Source organism: Paenibacillus validus NBRC 15382, assembly GCF_004000985.1.
Taxonomy (GTDB): Bacteria; Bacillota; Bacilli; order Paenibacillales; family NBRC-103111; genus Paenibacillus_G; species Paenibacillus_G validus.
This window is the reverse complement of the sequence record NZ_BIMH01000006.1, coordinates 53,669-71,387: the sequence shown is the minus strand read 5'-3', so window position 1 is coordinate 71,387 and position 17,719 is coordinate 53,669. Positions and strand designations below refer to the sequence as shown.

Genomic DNA, 17,719 nt, shown 5'->3' with positions numbered 1-17,719 from the left:
GTCCTCCATGCCCTAATTTCAGCTCTTCAAGTATTGTACCCTAGCCTCATGGGGATGCCAAGCGAAACTTGCTCGAATCTACGGTTGTTTCGGCGTCCATGGCGGAAGTGTGACGGAACCGACTTCCTGCAAATCGGATAACCGGTTTGCTTTCACGGCATCCGGCGAAGCCGAGTACAAGATGTCGCCGATGTACAAGAGGCGTTCAACGTTTCGGCTGCCGTCATACCAGCCGCTTCCGGACTTTTTCAGATCGTCGTCGGTCAAATGCGTGATTTTGCCCCGAAGCTGGAAGCCCTGATGCAGGTCGATTCCGTACACATAGGCGCCTTGAAAAGCAAATTCGCCATAAGCGGTCGGGTCGGCCGCCTTGTTATTGGGAACCTCCATGACGGTAACCGGGAAGGCCATCAGTTGTTTCTCCCTGGAGAACAGCAGCGCCTTGTGGTTGTGCAGCAGATCCGAATGGGTGCCGCGGTCGCCGATCGTTTCTTTAAAGAGCTCTTTCGGGTTTTTCACATCAGACACATCGAACATCGCAATCTTCATGCCTTGGTAGTAGGCCATCGTTTCCTCACCGGGCCCTCCGGCGCCTTTATTGGCCACCTCGACCGTTTCTTTGCCGAAGCCGATCAAGTGGTTCTCGTCGTAAGGATGCAAATAATCGCTGTAACCGGGAATTTTCAGCTTACCCAATACGGCAGGCGCTGCCGGCTCCTTCAAGTCGATGACGAACAGCGGATCTACGTTGCGGAACGTGACCATGTAGGCGCGGTCTCCGGCATAACGAACCGAGTAAATGCGCTCGCCCGGCGCCAAATCTTCCAGCTTGCCGACCGTCTGCATCGAGGCGTCCAAGACGTACACGTTGTTCTTGGAGGTGAACTCGTCGTTGCGCCACATGGCGCCGGACGTCGTGGCGATCCGGAAGAAGCCGTTATGTTCATCCATCGAGAATTGGTTTAACGGATGTCCCGGCACTTTGCCGCGTCCTTCGTAATGAACCGTGCCTTGATTCAGACCGAATTTATAAATGACGGTTTGCGTCTCCGGCGGCGTCCAGCTTGGCGGCATTGACCGGTCGGCCTGCTCCGCCGCAGGTGCAGCTAAAGCAACCGGGCCCTCCGGCGCCGCCTCATATTCGTTCACTCCGATGTACAGGTTCGAAGCGGATGCATAGACGTGCTGCCCGGAGCCCAAGTAACTGGTCACCTGCATGTTTTTCCCGGGTTCCCCGAGGTTGAGGCCGCCAATAAGCAAGTAATTCGGTTTTACCGCTTTCGGAAAGTAGCGAACGTCTTCCAGCCCGATCGTTTGGAAGTTTGTGCCGGCGTTCGAATCCCGGTAAGCGGGCAGGGAGGCGTCCGTACCGGCGCCTGCTTCAGCCCCGTTCGGGCGCATCAGCTGGAACGAATTCATGTACTTGTTGGTAATCACATACAATGCGTCTCCGATTTTACGCGAAGATATGTAGTTGCCCTCCAGCTCGGTTTCACGCACCGGCCTCAAGCTGCTGCGGTCGGCGAGATCGTATACGATCGTCTTGGTCGTAGAACGGCCCGGGTTCGGGCGCACCGCGATCTTCTTCAATTCGCCCCCGGCCGGTGCAACGACCGGCATCCGTTCGACGCTCGCGGATGAGCCGGAATCGACCGCTGCGGAAGGGTTCGCCGATACAGCGGGCTTATCCCTGAGCAGCGGCATCGGTTCCGGCTGAACCGGTTCGCCAGACTGCGGATGGAATGTCGTACCGATCACGACCAAATGCCGGTCGTCCACATACAGCTCGCGCGGATAAAAGTTGCGGTCGTCCACATACACCGTACCGACGACGCTCATGTTGTCGGCGGGAACCGCCGACGTTACGATCACCCGGTCGCGGTTCACTTGGTAAATGTATTGGCCGTCCGTCTTGATGATGTCGGCTTCGTCGACGCCTTCGACCTGCACGTTCGTGCCCGAATACCCGGCACCGCCGGCGGCGTCCGCAGACTTGGCTTGTGCTGCTGCTGCCGGAGCGGCAGCTGCCGCGGAGGACATCGCCTTCTCGGCGACCGCACCCGTGGCGGCGAACCCGCTGCCCGAATCCGTGCCGAAGCCGGACTCCTTCAGCAGCTCCTGGAGCCTGGCGACGGATCCGACGGTCGGCAGGCTCTTATCCGCGTCCACGATACTCACCGCTCGATTCGCTCCGTCCCAGTAGACGTTAAAATCGAACGACTCGCTGAAGAAACGCAGTGGCACGAGCAGCTTGTCCTGCACCGTTACCGGGGCTTCGGCCAACGTGACGGCGGTATCGCCGCGGTAGGCGGTCGTGCTGCCGACGGTCAGCTGAATGGATCGCTCGCCTTTAACCGCTGTCGCCGTCTTGGCGGCCTGCTCCCACTCGACCGTTACCCCAAGTGTCGTCGATACGTCGCGCAGCGGCACCATTAATGTGCTGTTGACAAGCTGCGGTTCGACGGAGAAACGGACAGGTCCACCGTTCAGGCTTAAAGAGATGCCTTGTTCCGTTTGCGCTTGCGCTGCTGCGGGAATTGCGCCCGCCAGCAGGGAGATGACCAACAGCCTCGCCATCCATGATTGGTTCTTGCTCACCTAAATATCCCTCCTTATACGGGTTTACGATCAGAAAGAAATCGATCCGATTACTCTTCTAACGAAGCGCGCCCGCCAATTGTTTCAATAAAAAAACGCCCGTTTTTCCATTAAGGAAGGAGCGTTTGAACTATGCGGTCAAAAACCCCTTTACCTGGTTTCGCCCTTCTTGTTTCGCTTGATATAAAGCCCGGTCCGCTCTGATGAGCAGCTCCTGCGGCGACAGCTCCCGGCTCGGCACAAGCGTCGCAAACCCCAGACTGGCGGTTACTATCGTCGATACGTCCGAGCATGTATGCGGAATGCCCAAGCGCTCGATTTCGTATCGAAGCTGTTCGGCTACGAAGGCGGCTCCGGACTCGTCGGTCATCGGCAGCACGATAATAAATTCTTCGCCGCCGAAACGGGCAATGAAATCGCCCGGACGTTTGGCCGCACGGAGCAGCGCTTCCGCTACCTGCTGAAGGCATAAGTCTCCTTCATGATGGCCGTAATTATCGTTATACCGTTTAAAATAATCGATGTCGAGTAAAATAACGGAAAGCGGGGTGGCGAACCGCAAGCCGTGTCTCCATTCCCGCGCGTAATTTTCATCGAAGCTGCGCCGGTTGGCGAGGCCGGTGAGCGCGTCGATCGACGATATTTTTTGCAGCAGCTCGTTCGTTTTCAAGAGCTGTTGTTCGTTTTTTTTGCGTGCGGAAATGTCGCGAGACACCCAGACGAACGGTTTCGAACCGGGCTCCGGCGTACTGACCCTGCGAATATTCGTTTCCAACCACAGGTATTCGCCTTGTTTCGTACGCATTCGGTAGGGAGGCAAGCTCATCTCGGTCGCCATGATCGAGTAATCGCCGGCATCCTGTATAAGCCGCAGGTCCTCCGGATGGAAGTAATCAAAGATGTTTGTGCCGATAAGCTCTTCCGCCTCGTAGCCGAGCAGCGTCTTGCTCGAAGGCGAGGCGTACAGAATATCCCCTTCGCCCGTATGCTTGGAAATGATATCGCTGCAATGCTCCGTCAGGATCCGGTGCAATTCCTCGCTTTCCCGCAAGGCGGCTTCGGCTTGACGGCGATCGGTGACATCGCGGAAAAGGACCGAGAACGAGTCGGCCAGCGGGGAGGCGTTGATTTCGATCCATCGGTTGCCTGGTTCGTCATACAGTTCAAGAAGGTTTGGCCGATGATCGGTCAGTATGCGGCTGCAATGTTCAGCAATCGCCTGTGCCGCTGCTTCCGGAAACACATCGGTGAAGCTTAACCCGATCAAGTGGGCACGCGACCGTCCGAAGAACATTTCTGCGGAACGGTTCACATAGGTAAAGCGGCTTTGGGAATCAACCGCAAAGAAACCGTCGGTGCTATGCTCCAGCATATCGATCATTTGGGCGAGCGAGCGTTCGGCTCCCGTTTGCAAGGGCTTATGCTCGGTGATAGCCTGCACCTGAATGAAATACAGCTGCCGCCCGGGGGATGTCCGGAGGACCGAGACGGCAACGTTGGCCCAAATGGTATTCCCGTTACGATCGACGAATCTCCGTTCCTTCGGATCGGCGGATGGGGCGGACGTCTCAAGCCCAATTGCGTCCAAGACCTTCGGCTTCGCCTCATACAAGCTCTCGATATCTGCAGGGTGCCTAATGCTATCGACGTGCTTGCCGAGCAGCTGTTCCCGTTCATAGCCCATGATGCTGCAGAAGGCAGGGTTGAGGGAAACGAACGTTCCTTCGGCCGACAGAAAGGCCATGCCTGTTAAGGATCGCTGAAACGCAAGCGTATTCAGATGTTGTTCTTGGCTTTCCACCCCGGGGTCGCTCATGCTGTAGGCACCCTTCCTGCACGAAGTAGTCGTTCATGCCATTCCTACATACATTTTAATGGAAAGAGCCAGTTTACTTCAATGAATAATCCTTCTTTATGTACGACTTAAGGAAGATTTGATGTAAATTTAATTTTTTTTAAACGTTCTCCGTACCGCGAGCGGCTGTACCTTGGGAATCGGGAGAAGCCGGAACGGGCGCGGCTGCCGACTCCGCCTGTTCGCGCTCCAGCTCGCTGACCCGCTTCTCCAACTGACGAATGGTGCGCTTCAGCTTGAACTGCCGGAGCATGCCGAGCAGCGATGCGATGAGTCCGCCGAGCAAGGTGGAGCCGAGCACGACGAGTATTAACGGAATATCCGCCTGGGTGACGAGGAAATTGACACGCACCGGATCAACGTTGATCACGGCAAAGATAGCGGTAATCAGTGCAAAAATAAGCGTCAAAATGAGCATCCACTGGGCTTTCATCATGCGATCACACTCCTGCGGGAAATTAAAATTTGTCGGAATGGGCGAGAACGGGAGGGGCTGACGGAAAAAGGCTGAGCCGGGGGAACCGAACTCAGCCTGACTCGCCAGCACTTACTTCGCTAGCGATTCCATTTGTTCCAATAAATCTTTAAATACGCTCATTCCCTGTTTAATCGGTTCCGTCGAGGACATATCGACGCCGGCCCGCTTCAGGATATTGATCGAATAGTCGCTGCCTCCGCTCTTCAGGAAGCCAAGGTAACGCTCGACGGCCGGCTCGCCTTCATCCAAAATTTGCTTCGCGAAGCTCGTCGCCGCCGAGAAGCCGGTTGCATATTTATAAACGTAAAAGCTGTTATAGAAATGGGGGATGCGCGCCCATTCCATTTCAATGTCTTTATCCACGACCATGTCTTTGCCGTAATACAAGACGTTCAAATCGTAGTACACCTGGCTCAGCAGCTGCGGCGTCAATGACTCGCCTTGCTCGGCCTTCTCGTGAATGATTTTCTCAAATTCGGCGAACATCGTCTGGCGGAACACCGTCGTCCGGAATTGATCCATATAGTAGGTGAGCAGATACATCTTTTCCTTCGGATCCGTCGACTTCTTGAGCAAGTAATCCATCAGCAGCGCCTCGTTCAGCGTTGAAGCGACCTCGGCCAAGAAGATGGTATACTGTGCGTAGCGATACGGCTGGTTCGTATCGGACAAGTACGAGTGAAGCGCATGGCCCATCTCGTGCGTCAGTGTAAACATGCTGTTCAGGTTGTCCTTATGATTCAGCAGCACGTAAGGATGAGTGCCGAAGGCTCCCCAGCTGTAGGCGCCGTTCCGCTTGCCTTCGTTCTCGTAGATGTCGATCCAGCGGTTGTCGAAGCCCTCTTGAAGAATGTTCAAGTAGTCTTGACCGAGCGGCTTCAAGCTTTCTTTCACGGTCGCTTTCGCTTCCTCGTACGTGATGTCCAGCTTATATTCCTCGACGAGCGGAGCGAACAAATCGTACATGTGCAGCTCATCGAGCTTCATCAGCTTGCGGCGGAGCTCCATGTATCGGTGCATCAGCGGCAGCGCTTCGTGAATGGCGTCAATCAGGTTGGTATAGACGCTTTTGTCGATTTTATCGCCGAAGAGCGACATCTCGAGCGCAGAAGGATACTTCCGGGCTCTGGAGTAAAAAATGTTCTTCGTCACGTTGGCCGACAACGTCGCCGCTATCGTATTTTTTTGCTTCGCGTAGGTCGCATACATCGCCTCGAACGCCTCTTTGCGCACCGTACGGTTGGGGCTCTCCAGGAATTGGATGTAGCGGCCGTGCGTCAGCTCGACTTCTTCGCCTTGCTCATTTTTGACCTTAGGAAACTTCAGGTCCGCATTGTTCAGCATGCCGAAGATCGTGCCGGGTGCCTGCGCCAGGTTGCCGACTTGCGCCAGCAGCGACTCTGCGTCCTTGCCGAGTACATGCGGCTTCTGGCGAATCAATTCTTCCAGCGTGCGCTTATAGAAAGAAAGCTCCGGGCTTGCTACGAGCTTCTGAAGCTGTTCGTCGGATAAGCTCAAAATCTCCGGCGAGATGAACGACATCGCTTCGTTCACTTCAACACTCAGCTTTTTGGATTTATCCGATAAGGCCTGATACGCAGGGTCCGTCATGTCCTCGTGATGCTTCAGGTTCGCATAGACGTACAGCCGTTCCATATGTAAGGAAATCTTGTCTTCCAGCTCGAAGCACTTCTTAATAGAGGCCGGGTCACTCAATTTGCCCTGAAAACGCGCAATATCTTTCACTTGCTCTTTCACTTGACGATACTCTTGATCCCATGCCTCCTGGCCCTTGATTAAATCCTCTAAGTTCCAGCGGTGCTCGTCCGGGACCTCGTTACGTTTCAGTACTTGATTCATGGGTGCCCTCCTTGTCATATGATTAGGTGTGGCGGTTTGATCCGCCTGGACCGCTGACGCCGATGGCATCAGCAAACAAGCGCTTAGCGCGCCGCACAGCCCTAATGGAATCCATCGCATCGCTCGTTCACGCTCCATAGGAAGAAGAGGTCGGTCAGAAAACTTACGGGATAGTATGACCGGAGCGGGGCTTAAATATTAGTATAGGGATTCCGGACGCCGAAGTCTAATCGCTTGGTGCTTAGACCGGATTCGCAAGGAATGAATAGATCAGCAGCCCGAACGAGAACGCGACCATCACGAGCGCCAGAAGGGCGAGGGGCCGTTTGACGCCGGACGGCAGCGTATCCTTCTTCATAATTAATATCAAGGCCAAGCAAAAGGAAAGGATGATGAAGGTAACGATCGACGTGGCATTGTTCACAAAAATCACCTCTTATCTATGTAATGTATGTTCGCCGCCTAGCGTTATTTTCCTTTTTTTGTACGGACGGCAAAAAACCGACCCCCTGGAGGGATCGGCTTTCAAGAGTTCCGTTCAGCGAGCCGTTCTAGCTTCGCGATTTCACCAATACGAGACGGCCGTCTTTATCCCGGCTTGCCGTGAAATTGTCGTCCGGCTGGATGCCGGCTTCTTTCTCTAAACCGACCGGAATCGTTAACGCGCCATGCTCATTGACCGAGACGACCGATCCGGATTTTTTCTTCAAGTAGCCAAGGGCTAGTACGCCCACGATGATCAGGAAGACAATCGCCCATTTCACAACCGGATTTTCATGGAAGTATCCGGCTACGGAGCGATCCTCCGTCAGCATCTTGGCTGCCGTATAGGCAAGGACGGCGGAACCGAGCCAGATGATGATCGGGAAGCGGTCGACGAGCTTAATGAACAGCGTGCTGCCCCATACCATGATCGGTACGCTTATGATGAGTCCGAGGATGACCAGCGAGAAGCTGCCGTGTGCGGCGCCGGCAACTGCGATGACGTTGTCGAAGCCCATAGCCGCATCGGCGATGATGATCGTGCGAATCGCGTCCGCGAGTCTTGGCTTAGCCTCAATGGCGTGGTCCTTCTGGTCGACGAGCAATTTGTAAGCGATCCAGATTAGGACGAGTCCCCCGATGAGCAGTAAATAAGGCAGCTCCAGCAGCCAGACGACGGCGAGTGTGGCGACGATTCGAATGACAACCGCACCGACGGTTCCCCAGAGGATGGCGCCCTTCTGCTTGTCTTTCGGCAAGTTGCGCGCTGCGAGCGCGATGACGATCGCGTTATCGCCTGCCAGTACGAGGTCAATGAGTATAATGTTCAACAACGCTAGTAAAAATGATGGCGTTAACCACTCCATGTCCCTCACTCCTTCTTTCTTTTATAATTATTGTGTACATAAAAATGATCCTGTGCCTGGTTTGGTTCAGGTACTTTTTTCAAACAAAAAAGACCTCTACCCATAATAGGCAAAGGTCTTGCTAACAACGTGACGTTGCCAATAAAGCCGGGGCTCGCAAGAACCCGAATTGACGACTTTACTGTGACAGCTACTCCCCTTTGGAGGACATCCTTATGTAATTATCTTAATTATAGAAGCCAAACAAGCAAGAAGTCAAGCCTGAAAATGCAAAATCGGCTTTTATACTTGGCGAAACGCTTCCCAAATTTGCTCAAGCTCTTCTTCCGTGCCTTGAAAGCGTTCTTTGGAAAAGCGCTCTCCGACCCAGTGCATCATCTCCGGACGGCTGAGGAACGTATGGCATTCTTCGCCCCATTGGTCGGAAATTTCACGTAAAATCAATTGTTTGCCGTTCACTTCCACGGTCAGCATATTCCATTTATCGGTTTTGTAAATCGTATGTTTTTTAATCACGTGCGGGGAACCTCTTTTCAACATAATAATGAAGGACACAACCAGTCTCTCTACTCGCGAATCATACCTTAACTGCCGCGGAAAATCAAGGCGGTACGGGATACGGGACAATCGGCATTGCGTCCCACTCCAAACCGTGGTAATATCCTGCTAAGCTTCAGCATCGGCCGGAGGGCGGGTGGAGGCCCAGAGCTATCAAGATGAGTCGAGACGAGGAGAGTGCTTTGGAGATGAGCAAAGAACGGAAAGCGTATGAACAAATCGGCGTAGCCATGACGTGCCGATCCTATGACGAGTATGTACGGATGTTTGCCTTGAGACCCGAGCTGCTGCAAAGCGGAGCGGTGTTGGACGTGGCGGCGGGGGCCTCATCGTTCGTGGCCGAAGCATGCGGCCGAGGTTACGATGCCCGGGCGGCAGACCCGCTGTATGCGCTGGAGCCGGAAGCGATCCGCGCGAACGGCGTCCGGGAAATTGAAGCTTCCACAGCGAAGCTGGCGGCAATTCCGGAGCAGTTCGACTGGAGCTATTACGGCGATGTGGATCGCCATCGTTCCAATCGCGAGGCGTCGCTCGAACGATTTGCCGCGCACTACGAAGCGGAGCGGTCGAACGGCCGTTACGTGCCGGCTAAGCTGCCGCGCCTGCCATTCGAAAGCGGCGAGTTTTCGCTGGTGCTGGTCAGCCATTTTTTATTTCTGTATCACGAGCAATTCGACTTTGACTTCCATCTCGCGGCGCTTCAAGAGCTGATGCGCGTTTGCCGGCGAGGCGGCGAAGTACGGATTTACCCGGTGATTACGCTGGGGTGGGATCGTTATCCGCTGCTTGAGCGGCTGTCGGAAGCGCTGGGCCGGCAAGGGATTCAAGCCTCGCTGCCGGAGTCGTCGCTGCCGTTCATTCCGGGCTCCAATGAGCTGCTGAGATTGGCGTATGAATAAGAGGAAGCAAGTTGATTTATCCTCATACTGGTGGTATAATTGAATTATTCGCCCTTGATGGCGATACATCTAGGAGGTTGTTTTCATTGAAAGGTACAGTAAAATGGTTTAACGCAGAAAAAGGCTATGGTTTTATCCAAGTTGAGGGCGGAGACGATGTATTCGTTCACTTCTCGGCTATTCAAGGCGATGGCTTTAAAACGTTGGAAGAAGGCCAATCGGTTGAGTTCGAAATCGTTTCCGGCAACCGCGGTCCTCAAGCAGCTAACGTTATCAAGCTGTAAGATTTAAACTAACTACGATGCCCGGGCTGTTGCGACAGTCGGGTTTATAACATATATCGTTGGGTAGTTGTCTTCTGCCGTATGCATCATGAGACAAATCAGAGCCTGCAGGCGGTTCTTGGAACTTCGGTTCCGGGAACCGTTTTTTTGTATATAGATACCTGGACAAATCTTTGACCCACCCGCGGCAGCTGGTGTAAACATAAATGTGATATTTTGAGCGATAGGGAGCGTTAGGATATGCCCAAGTTTACGCACCCGCATGAATTCGGGAAGGTGAAGACCGCGCTGGAGGCGCAGGGACTGCAGTTTGCCGAAGCCTCGGTCAGCTGGATTCCGCAGAACACGATCAAGGTAGAAGGCGAAAATGCCGAAAAGCTGCTCAAAATGATGGACTCGTTCGACGATCTGGACGATGTGCAGGACGTTTATTCGAATTACGAAATGGACGAGGAAGAAATGGCCAAGATCGGCTAAAGGTTCGCGTTATCGCGTTATAGAAACTCCCCCGAACATCCAAGGATGAGCGGGGGAGTTTTTGTCATGGGCTGACGGGCCTTGAACTTCTGGAGATCCTGCGCAACGAGGCGCACCAGCGTTAATAGCGCGTATCGTTTAATCGACGATACGGAGAATATCGTCCACCGGCTTGCGGGGCAGCCGGGCCGGACGCTCCAGCGGATGGCCGAGCGCGATAACCATATTGATTTGACATTCGGGCCGGATGTCCAGGTACGTGCGGAGCCTGTCTTGCGCGAGCAGCACTGGACCGGTCATCGGACAAGTGGCCAGCCCGCGGGCGTGAGCCGCAAGCATCAGGTTTTGCGAAGCGAGGCAGCTGCTCTTGATGCCTTCTTCGTCCCATACATGGTCCGGGACTAAGTGAACCGGATCGAAGATGCGCTCGCGGAATTTGGATTGGTAAGGAGTCGCGAGACACACGATGAGCACGGGAGCGTCGGAGAAGGCCGTGGCGTAAGGTCCGAACGACTTGGTCAGCAGCCGGGCTTCCTTAGACAGGCCGCGCTGCTCCGCCTCGGAGGCGCGCTTGTGCAGCTCTTCCCATGTGATAGCTTCGATCTCCTTGATTTTGTTGCGGTTCGTGACGGCAATGAATTCCCACGTTTGCGAGTTCGTATCGCTTGGAGCATACCGCGCGCAATCGATCAGCTCCTTAATATCTTCAACGGAAACCGGTTCGTCCGAGTATTTGCGGACGCTTCGACGGTCTAACAAAATTTCCTTGAAATCTTCATAGGCAAGCACACGGGTCGCTTCAGTCATCTTTCATCATCCTCTTTCGTGTTTAACAGACAAGCACCACAAATTTAGTACTTGGTGCTAAAAGCTACACTCATTATACCGGGAGACTAAAGAAATAACAACCGCCGTTCAGCCTTTTTACGGAATGACGACGGTGTCGCCTTCCTGAAGGCCGCTGACAATTTCCGTTTTCTCCGGCGTTTCCACGCCGATTTTGACGGTTCTGCGCTCGAGTTCGCCTTGTGCCGTTTCCATCATCACATAATATTCGTCTTTCTCCCGCTGTACGGACAAGGTCGGGATGACCAATACGCCGGTTTTCTTATCGGTTTGAATGGAGGCGGTCAAGCTCAGACCCGCGATAAGCCGCTCGTTCGGTTCGAGCGAAATGACGACCTCGAACTGAGCGGCACTCCCGGACGCGTCCGAGGCGCTTTTGGCGAATTTGGACAGCCGTTCGACTTTGCCCTGCAGCTTCAGCCCCTTCAAGGCGTCGACGCGCACCTCTACGGGCAATCCTTCGCTAAGCCGGAACAGATCGAACTCGCCGACCATACAGATGAGCTGGAGCTTCGACAGATCGACGATTTTGCCGATCCGCTCGCTTTCTTTCACGGACTTCGGTTCCTTCGTGCTATCGAATAAGAAAATGCCGTCTTCCGGCGCGGTAAACTGCGAAGACTTAAGCTTCTCGATCTTCTCGGTTAACTGCGTTCGTCCATGCTCCAGATTTAACCGGTTGATTTCCTCTTGGATTTTGCGGCTTTCGTTCTGCGCGAAGCGCTGCTTGGCGTCGGCTTCGGAAATGCCCGTCGAAGCGTCGCCGCTTCCTATCGTCGCTTGAAATTCACCCAAACGGATATCGAGCTCCTGCTTGCGGGCGGACGCCTGAAGCTCGGCGATTTCATTGCGCAGGTCCGTATCGACGAGCTGGAAGAGCAGGTCGCCCTTTTTCACCTGTTGGCCTTCCTTCACATTCCACGATTTGACATCGGCGGCGAAGGGGGCATTGATGTACGTTTCCTGCTGATACGATGATTTGCCTTTGACCTCGACGCTGCTGGCCAAATCTTCGCGGGTCACTTTGAATTTAAGCGCATTCGTCGTTTGCATCGCCGTCTGCTTCGATTTGTCGGCCGGTCGGCTTTGCCAGAACAATAAACCTGTCACCCCGAGGACAAGCACGGTGGCGATGGCGATGATCCATTTTTTCTTTTTCATGGCAGCATGACTCCTATAACGTGATTAATCCCGTTTGATCGCAGTTAACGCATCGGTGCGGGATGCCTTGACAGCCGGATAAATGCCGGACAGCACACCAGTCATAATGGCGAAGAACAAGCCGAGCGGCAAAATCCACAGACTGATGAACAAAATCTCTTCGCTGCCGGATCCGCCTGAAAAACGCATGATGACGATATTGATCGCCCAGACGACCCAATACGAGAGCAGAATGCCGACCAGCCCGCCAAGCAGTCCGAGCAACGCGGATTCGACCATGAACATGTTGCGGATTTGCCTCAGATTCGCCCCGAGCACTTTCATGATGCCGATTTGTCTGCGCCGCTGGTAGGTTGACATCGTCATTGCGACGACGATCGAAATCGAGGCGACGAACAGGATAAACAAGCCGGCCCCGCCAAACACGATTCGTACGATCATAAGCTCGGACTGTATCCGCTCTTCCCGGTACAGGTTCGTCTGCACATCAAGCTTGAGCTTCTTCAACAGCTCCTCCACTTCTTTGACGCGGGAGCTGTCGGTCACTTTTACTTTCACTTCGTCGTAATCGGCTGTTGTCGCGGGTTGTCCGCCGCTGTTCGGCCTTTCTTGACCACCGTTCATTAACGCCTGCGCCTCGGACAATCGTTTGCCGAGCGCGGGTGAGACATAGGCGATCTTCTGATTCGAGACGATGTCGTCCGACATGCCCTCAGGCTTCTTCAGAATGCCTGCGACACGTACAGGAATGGAGACGCTCTCCCCGCTGCTCGCTCCGAAGCCTTGCGGCACAAGCGTAATCAGCTTCTGGTACATGGGATAGGCGAGCGTCCGCTGTTCGCGCCAGGCTTGCATCGCTTCGCGTTCGTTCTCGTAGTTTCGTGTTCTCGACACTTGTTCGTCCTGCAGTCCCATCGTCGCCCCGTAGCTGAGGATGATCGTATTCTCGAGGTCGGACGGGCCGCCTTGCTGGAGCTCAATGCCGAAATCGTCAAGCGTGTCCAGCTCGGTTGCGTAAATTTCGTTCAAGTACCCCTTCTTGTTATCGAGCTCCAATTGAAACCCGTGTAACGTCCGATAGGTCGACAGCGCCTTCATATGCGGGAAGCTGCGAATCAGATCGATTTTGCTCTGGGTCAGCTCGTAGGGCTTGGACGCGTTCGGATCGCCGTCCGGCGCCCCGGTTTCCGGTCCGCTGCCAGAGCGGACGGAAATTTCGTCCGATTTCAGAAAATCGTACATCCGCGCCTTGCTGAACTGGTTGATCGATTCGCCGAACGAGAGGGCGACAATGATCGAAGCCGAGCCGATGGCGATTCCCATCGCGCATAAAGCGGTGACGACGATCCGGCGCTTGAGCTGATCCCAGCCGAGCTTGATGTAGTCGGTCAGCTTCATCCGGTTTCACCCGCCCATGCGCCGTCTTCGACGAGGCGTCCGTCCCGCAGTTGAATGACCCGCTGGGCGCGGCGGGCCACCTCGAGCTCGTGCGTGACAATGACGAACGTAATGCCCAGCGTTCCGTTCAGCTCGATCAGCAGGTCGATGATCTCCTTCTCGGTTTTCGTATCCAGGTTCCCGGTGGGCTCGTCGGCAAACACGATGGCTGGCTCGGTCACCAGGGAACGCGCGATGCTTACCCGCTGCTGCTGGCCGCCGGACAGCTGGGACGGGAACATTTCCGTTTTCTCGCCGAGTCCGACCTTCGTCAGCAGCGACACCGCTTTGTCCCGGTGCTCCTTTGGTTTCACAGCTTGAAATACGAGCGGCAGCTCGACATTTTCCCGTACCGTCAAATGAGGAATCAGTTCGTACGATTGAAAAATAAAACCGATATGCGAACGCCGAAATTCGGCGAGCTGATTTTCGCTCATTTTCTCGATCGGGCTGCCGTCGATGAGGATGCTGCCGGTTGTCGGTTTCATCAGGCCCGCCATGAGATTGAGCAGCGTCGACTTGCCCGAGCCCGAACTGCCGAGCAGCGCGACCATTTCGCCTTTGGCGATGTGGAAATCGATTTCATGGAGCACCGGCGTAGCTTCTACGCCGTTCTTGAAGCTGTGAGACAACTGATTGACCGCAAGCACATAACCCCTCCGTTACTTATAGTTCTACCTCTGAGTATGACGGATGATCTTTCCAGAACGTTGCACGTTGTACCGGTTCTTAAGAAATCTTTAAGAAGTGAGTTTCGCCGCGCCAAAAAGCCGCCCGGGTTCGCTCGACTTATTAGACGAACGAAGGGGCGGCGAATCCTGCATAGTCAGGCTTGAAAATCGCGGGCGCCGTTCGCACCGGTGCTCCGGGCGTGAAGGACGAGAAAGCAAATCATCGCTACGAACGCGAGTCCCGATCCGAAGGCATACATCGTCTGCGGGCTGAAGTCGTTAAAGATCCAGCCGCCGATCGTACCGCTAAGCAGCCCGGCGACCCCCGACCAGATGACGGCGAACACGGCTTGTCCGCTTGCCCGGTATTGATCGGGAATGACCATCTGGATGTACCGGATCGCCGTGAACAGGAAGATGCCGAATGACACCGAATGCATCAATTGCGTTACGATGACCCAGAGAGGGTTGTCGATCCAGCTCATCATCAGAAAGCGGATGCCGTACACGAGGCTGCAAACCGCCAGCAGCGGCAGCTCTTTATATTTGTGACCGTATTTGCTAAGCAAGAAAAAAGCGGGTACTTCGCTGAGGGCGGAAGCCACCCACGACCAGCCGATGAGGGAAGGGCTCGCTCCGAGCTCCTGCATGTATAAGACCAGGAAGCCGTCATTGAGCCTGTGCGCGGTAGCTACTATGAGCAGCGTCACCAGGAAGGCCAGGAACGGCCGCGATGCGACTATCGGGAAGAAGCCCGAGAAGTCGGGCTTCTTGATTTGCGGGTCGCGTGCGTCCTTCAACAGGAAGGCCAGCAGCAGCGAAATGATCAGCACCCCGACCGTCAGCACCGGCGTTAAGGTTGCACCGTAATATTTCAACAGCTGTCCGAAGCCGAGCGCCGCAGCGGCGAACCCGATCGAGCCCCATACCCGGTAGGAGGCATAGCTTTTGCGGGTTCCGCTGACCGTTAACAGAATCAAGCTGTCGTTCAGCGACATCATCGGCTGCTGGAAGAAAAAGAAGACAGCCATCAGGGCAATCGTTAACGCGAAGGCATCCGTCCGGAACACGAGCAGGGAGATCGCGAGCTGGCCGATGACGATCAGGATGAGCACCTTGCGGATCGTCCGGTACTTGTCGCTCATCATGCTCCAGAACAGGTTGGCGACGATGCCGACCAGCGGCCCGACGGAGTACAGCAGACCGATTTGTATGGTGGTGTATCCTCTGTATTGAAAGTAAAGCGGGAAATACGAAGTGATGATGGCGATCATCATAAAAAAGGAAAACGTAAAGCTTCGTAAGACCAGATCATTGCGCCTCATGGGCGATTCCGCAGTCATGAGCGTCCACTCGATTCTGTGTTAATTTTGTCCGCTGTCCGTGTGTTCGGTCCGATGCTTCCCGGAACCGTCCGATCGCGGGCCGCTGCACGCAGGACCTGCCAGACGACGGCCGCTTCGGCCGCGAGTCCCAGCGATTGCGCCAGCGCTCCGATCATCCCGTTCCAGCCTGGCGTCATGAACACGCAAACGACTAAGGTTAACAGGGTTATGCACACGTTTGCAGCTTGTGACCATACCATCGTTTTCGTTTGGCCGCTCAGCATTAACAGCCCGTTGCCGTAATCGAGCCATGGAAAAACCAGCGTCAACAGCGTAAATACGCGAAGCGTTGACAGAGAAGCGTGCATCAGCCGCTCGTTCACGCCCATCACCTGCTCCATGAACCAGGGTCCGATGTCCGTGTAGGAAAGCAGGGAGAGCAGCAGCGTCGGAATTAACGACAGCATCAAGGCGAAGCGCAGCACTTTCCGCGCATCTTTGCGGTAAAAGTTCAAGACGATCTGATGCGTGTAGGAGAAGAAACTGGTCACCAGGTTCGTCACGCTGGCGGCGATGGCAAATGCGGCGATCGCTAACTGAATATCGCTTGTTTTGCCCAGAAATGCATTAATGGCTGGCACCGACACGACTGCAATGACGGACGAATAGAGCAGCGGCTTGAAAAATCTGAATATTTGCGACGGCTTTTCAATCGGATGGTCGGGCTTCTTTTCCGGAATGTGGCGCTTCAGCAGCGACCGGCCCTCCCATATGCTGACGGCAGCCTCGATCACCATGCCGACAAGGAAGATGATGGCGCCGACTTTGCCGCTTGTTACGCCGGTGCGGATGAAATAAAGCGAGACGAGGTACATGCCGATAAGCCGGATCAGCATGCCGATTGTCAGCCACTTGGTACGCATATTGAAAATGATGACGCCGTGAAACAAGCAGCGCAGCCCCGAGAAAATGCTGACGAACATAAGGATGCGAAATACATCCATCATCGGTTCAATCAACGTCGGGTCCGCTCCGAACAGGCGGGCGAACACCCACGGACCTGCCGGGGTATAGCTTAGGATGGCCCCGAGCGCGAGAATAGTGCCGAGCACATAGAGGCTCACAACGGACATCGCCCGGAAGGAGATGCGGTCGCGAACCAGGGTAGAGCATGTTTGCCGGAGCAGTACGGCCGGTTTCTCGGTGATGCCGAGAATGCTCATCGGCAGGGCGTAGCTGGCGATGATGATTTCCGGATTGGCCGATCGCGCCAGCGTGCTGTTAATAATGACATGGGAGATGGTAACCAGGCTCGCCGATATGCCGAGCGGCAGGAAGAAGGCTAACAGCTGGCTGAACGTTACGCGTTGGTGCTCGGATTCATTCATAGCAGCCCCTCTTTTCACACAGTCCCCACATTATACCACGAACCCTGAAAATGGAGGAGAAAAATTTCGTTCCCTACTGGAACGAAGGTCTTGTTTCTGATACATTAATAGAATAAACTGTGAGTGCCTCTTGCAGGTCCGGGTTTAAAAGCTTACAAGGTGGTGCACCTCGCATGACCGATGTTTTTGTATGGGACGAACGGCTCGGCATTCCGCTGCCTCAGCTGAAGAAAGACTTCGAGGATTACTCGAAACGGGAGCAAGCCGAGCTGCTGCTGCGCTGGGAAGAGATCCGCGGAACGATTCCCGACCGGGTCAAACAAATCGAACGGATCATTATCGTGAAGCAGGACCAGTTGAATGTGGAAGACGACTTTGCAACCTCCTGCAGGCTGAACAGCGAAATCGCAGAACTTGCGAGCACGATCAATGAGCTTCATTTATGGTTCCGTGTCAATCAAGATATGGATGCCCGTGCGGCGCATCATTAAATGTAGAGACGAATTCAAGACGATAGACGCCATTAACCCCGG

General features: G+C 54.6%; 16 protein-coding genes and 1 pseudogene. 4 read left to right on the top strand and 13 right to left on the bottom strand.

The genetic code is table 11. The annotated features are described in order from the left end of the window. Positions 1 to 78 precede the first annotated feature (78 nt). The 7 genes and pseudogenes from PVA01S_RS06520 to PVA01S_RS06490 all read right to left on the bottom strand — a co-directional run bounded on the left by PVA01S_RS06520 (position 79) and on the right by PVA01S_RS06490 (position 8,656). Positions 79 to 2,598 carry a beta-propeller domain-containing protein gene (locus PVA01S_RS06520; protein ID WP_244932918.1) on the bottom strand — a complete coding sequence of 840 codons (2,520 nt, stop codon included), beginning with the start codon at positions 2,596 to 2,598 and terminating at the stop codon, positions 79 to 81. 130 nt (positions 2,599 to 2,728) lie between these two features. After that, positions 2,729 to 4,414: a sensor domain-containing diguanylate cyclase gene (locus PVA01S_RS06515; protein WP_127606161.1), complete on the bottom strand. Its 1,686-nt coding sequence runs from the start codon at positions 4,412 to 4,414 to the stop codon at positions 2,729 to 2,731. 139 nt (positions 4,415 to 4,553) lie between these two features. Beyond that, entirely contained in the window at positions 4,554 to 4,886 is a 333-nt protein-coding gene (locus PVA01S_RS06510) for a LapA family protein (RefSeq protein WP_127606319.1), read from the bottom strand. 114 nt (positions 4,887 to 5,000) lie between these two features. Next, the gene (gene pepF / locus PVA01S_RS06505; RefSeq protein WP_127606159.1) at positions 5,001 to 6,791 is read right to left on the bottom strand and encodes an oligoendopeptidase F; all 1,791 of its coding nucleotides are present in this window, start codon (positions 6,789 to 6,791) and stop codon (positions 5,001 to 5,003) included. A gap of 241 nt (positions 6,792 to 7,032) precedes the next feature. Continuing rightward, positions 7,033 to 7,215, bottom strand: a complete 183-nt coding sequence (locus PVA01S_RS06500) for a hypothetical protein (protein ID WP_054796846.1) — start codon at positions 7,213 to 7,215, stop codon at positions 7,033 to 7,035. A 271-nt stretch (positions 7,216 to 7,486) separates the two neighbouring features. Continuing rightward, a pseudogene (locus tag PVA01S_RS06495) lies at positions 7,487 to 8,140 on the bottom strand (TerC family protein); the annotation flags it as partial. Between the two features lie 282 nt (positions 8,141 to 8,422). Then, positions 8,423 to 8,656 (bottom strand): hypothetical protein, encoded by a 234-nt coding sequence (locus PVA01S_RS06490; protein ID WP_127606155.1) that lies wholly within the window; start codon positions 8,654 to 8,656, stop codon positions 8,423 to 8,425. Positions 8,657 to 8,886: 230 nt separating this feature from the next. Here PVA01S_RS06490 and PVA01S_RS06485 point away from each other — a divergent pair, with 230 nt between their 5' ends. The 3 genes from PVA01S_RS06485 to PVA01S_RS06475 all read left to right on the top strand — a co-directional run bounded on the left by PVA01S_RS06485 (position 8,887) and on the right by PVA01S_RS06475 (position 10,358). Further along, the gene (locus tag PVA01S_RS06485; protein ID WP_127606153.1) at positions 8,887 to 9,597 is read left to right on the top strand and encodes a class I SAM-dependent methyltransferase; all 711 of its coding nucleotides are present in this window, start codon (positions 8,887 to 8,889) and stop codon (positions 9,595 to 9,597) included. 86 nt (positions 9,598 to 9,683) lie between these two features. Continuing rightward, positions 9,684 to 9,881: a cold shock domain-containing protein gene (locus PVA01S_RS06480; protein WP_054796811.1), complete on the top strand. Its 198-nt coding sequence runs from the start codon at positions 9,684 to 9,686 to the stop codon at positions 9,879 to 9,881. A gap of 240 nt (positions 9,882 to 10,121) precedes the next feature. Beyond that, positions 10,122 to 10,358, top strand: coding sequence for a YebC/PmpR family DNA-binding transcriptional regulator (locus PVA01S_RS06475; RefSeq protein WP_127606151.1), 237 nt, complete (start codon positions 10,122 to 10,124; stop codon positions 10,356 to 10,358). A gap of 138 nt (positions 10,359 to 10,496) precedes the next feature. Here the strand turns inward: PVA01S_RS06475 and PVA01S_RS06470 are convergent, their stop codons facing one another. From PVA01S_RS06470 to PVA01S_RS06445, 6 genes are all read right to left on the bottom strand, one after another. After that, on the bottom strand, positions 10,497 to 11,165 hold the full coding sequence (locus PVA01S_RS06470; RefSeq protein ID WP_054796812.1) for a nitroreductase family protein: 669 nt from the start codon (positions 11,163 to 11,165) through the stop codon (positions 10,497 to 10,499). A gap of 117 nt (positions 11,166 to 11,282) precedes the next feature. Beyond that, positions 11,283 to 12,365 (bottom strand): efflux RND transporter periplasmic adaptor subunit, encoded by a 1,083-nt coding sequence (locus PVA01S_RS06465; protein ID WP_127606149.1) that lies wholly within the window; start codon positions 12,363 to 12,365, stop codon positions 11,283 to 11,285. 24 nt (positions 12,366 to 12,389) lie between these two features. Next, positions 12,390 to 13,763 (bottom strand): ABC transporter permease, encoded by a 1,374-nt coding sequence (locus tag PVA01S_RS06460; RefSeq protein ID WP_127606147.1) that lies wholly within the window; start codon positions 13,761 to 13,763, stop codon positions 12,390 to 12,392. After that, complete coding sequence (locus PVA01S_RS06455; RefSeq protein WP_127606145.1) at positions 13,760 to 14,452, bottom strand: ABC transporter ATP-binding protein; 693 nt, start codon at positions 14,450 to 14,452, stop codon at positions 13,760 to 13,762. Before PVA01S_RS06455 ends, PVA01S_RS06460 begins: the two co-directional genes overlap by 4 nt. A 176-nt stretch (positions 14,453 to 14,628) precedes the next feature. After that, the gene (locus tag PVA01S_RS06450; RefSeq protein ID WP_244932916.1) at positions 14,629 to 15,816 is read right to left on the bottom strand and encodes an MFS transporter; all 1,188 of its coding nucleotides are present in this window, start codon (positions 15,814 to 15,816) and stop codon (positions 14,629 to 14,631) included. Beyond that, positions 15,813 to 17,186: a hypothetical protein gene (locus PVA01S_RS06445; RefSeq protein ID WP_054799235.1), complete on the bottom strand. Its 1,374-nt coding sequence runs from the start codon at positions 17,184 to 17,186 to the stop codon at positions 15,813 to 15,815. Before PVA01S_RS06445 ends, PVA01S_RS06450 begins: the two co-directional genes overlap by 4 nt. Positions 17,187 to 17,359: 173 nt before the next feature. Between PVA01S_RS06445 and PVA01S_RS06440 the strand changes: the two genes are divergently transcribed. Beyond that, positions 17,360 to 17,677: a hypothetical protein gene (locus PVA01S_RS06440; protein WP_054796814.1), complete on the top strand. Its 318-nt coding sequence runs from the start codon at positions 17,360 to 17,362 to the stop codon at positions 17,675 to 17,677. Positions 17,678 to 17,719 lie beyond the last annotated feature (42 nt).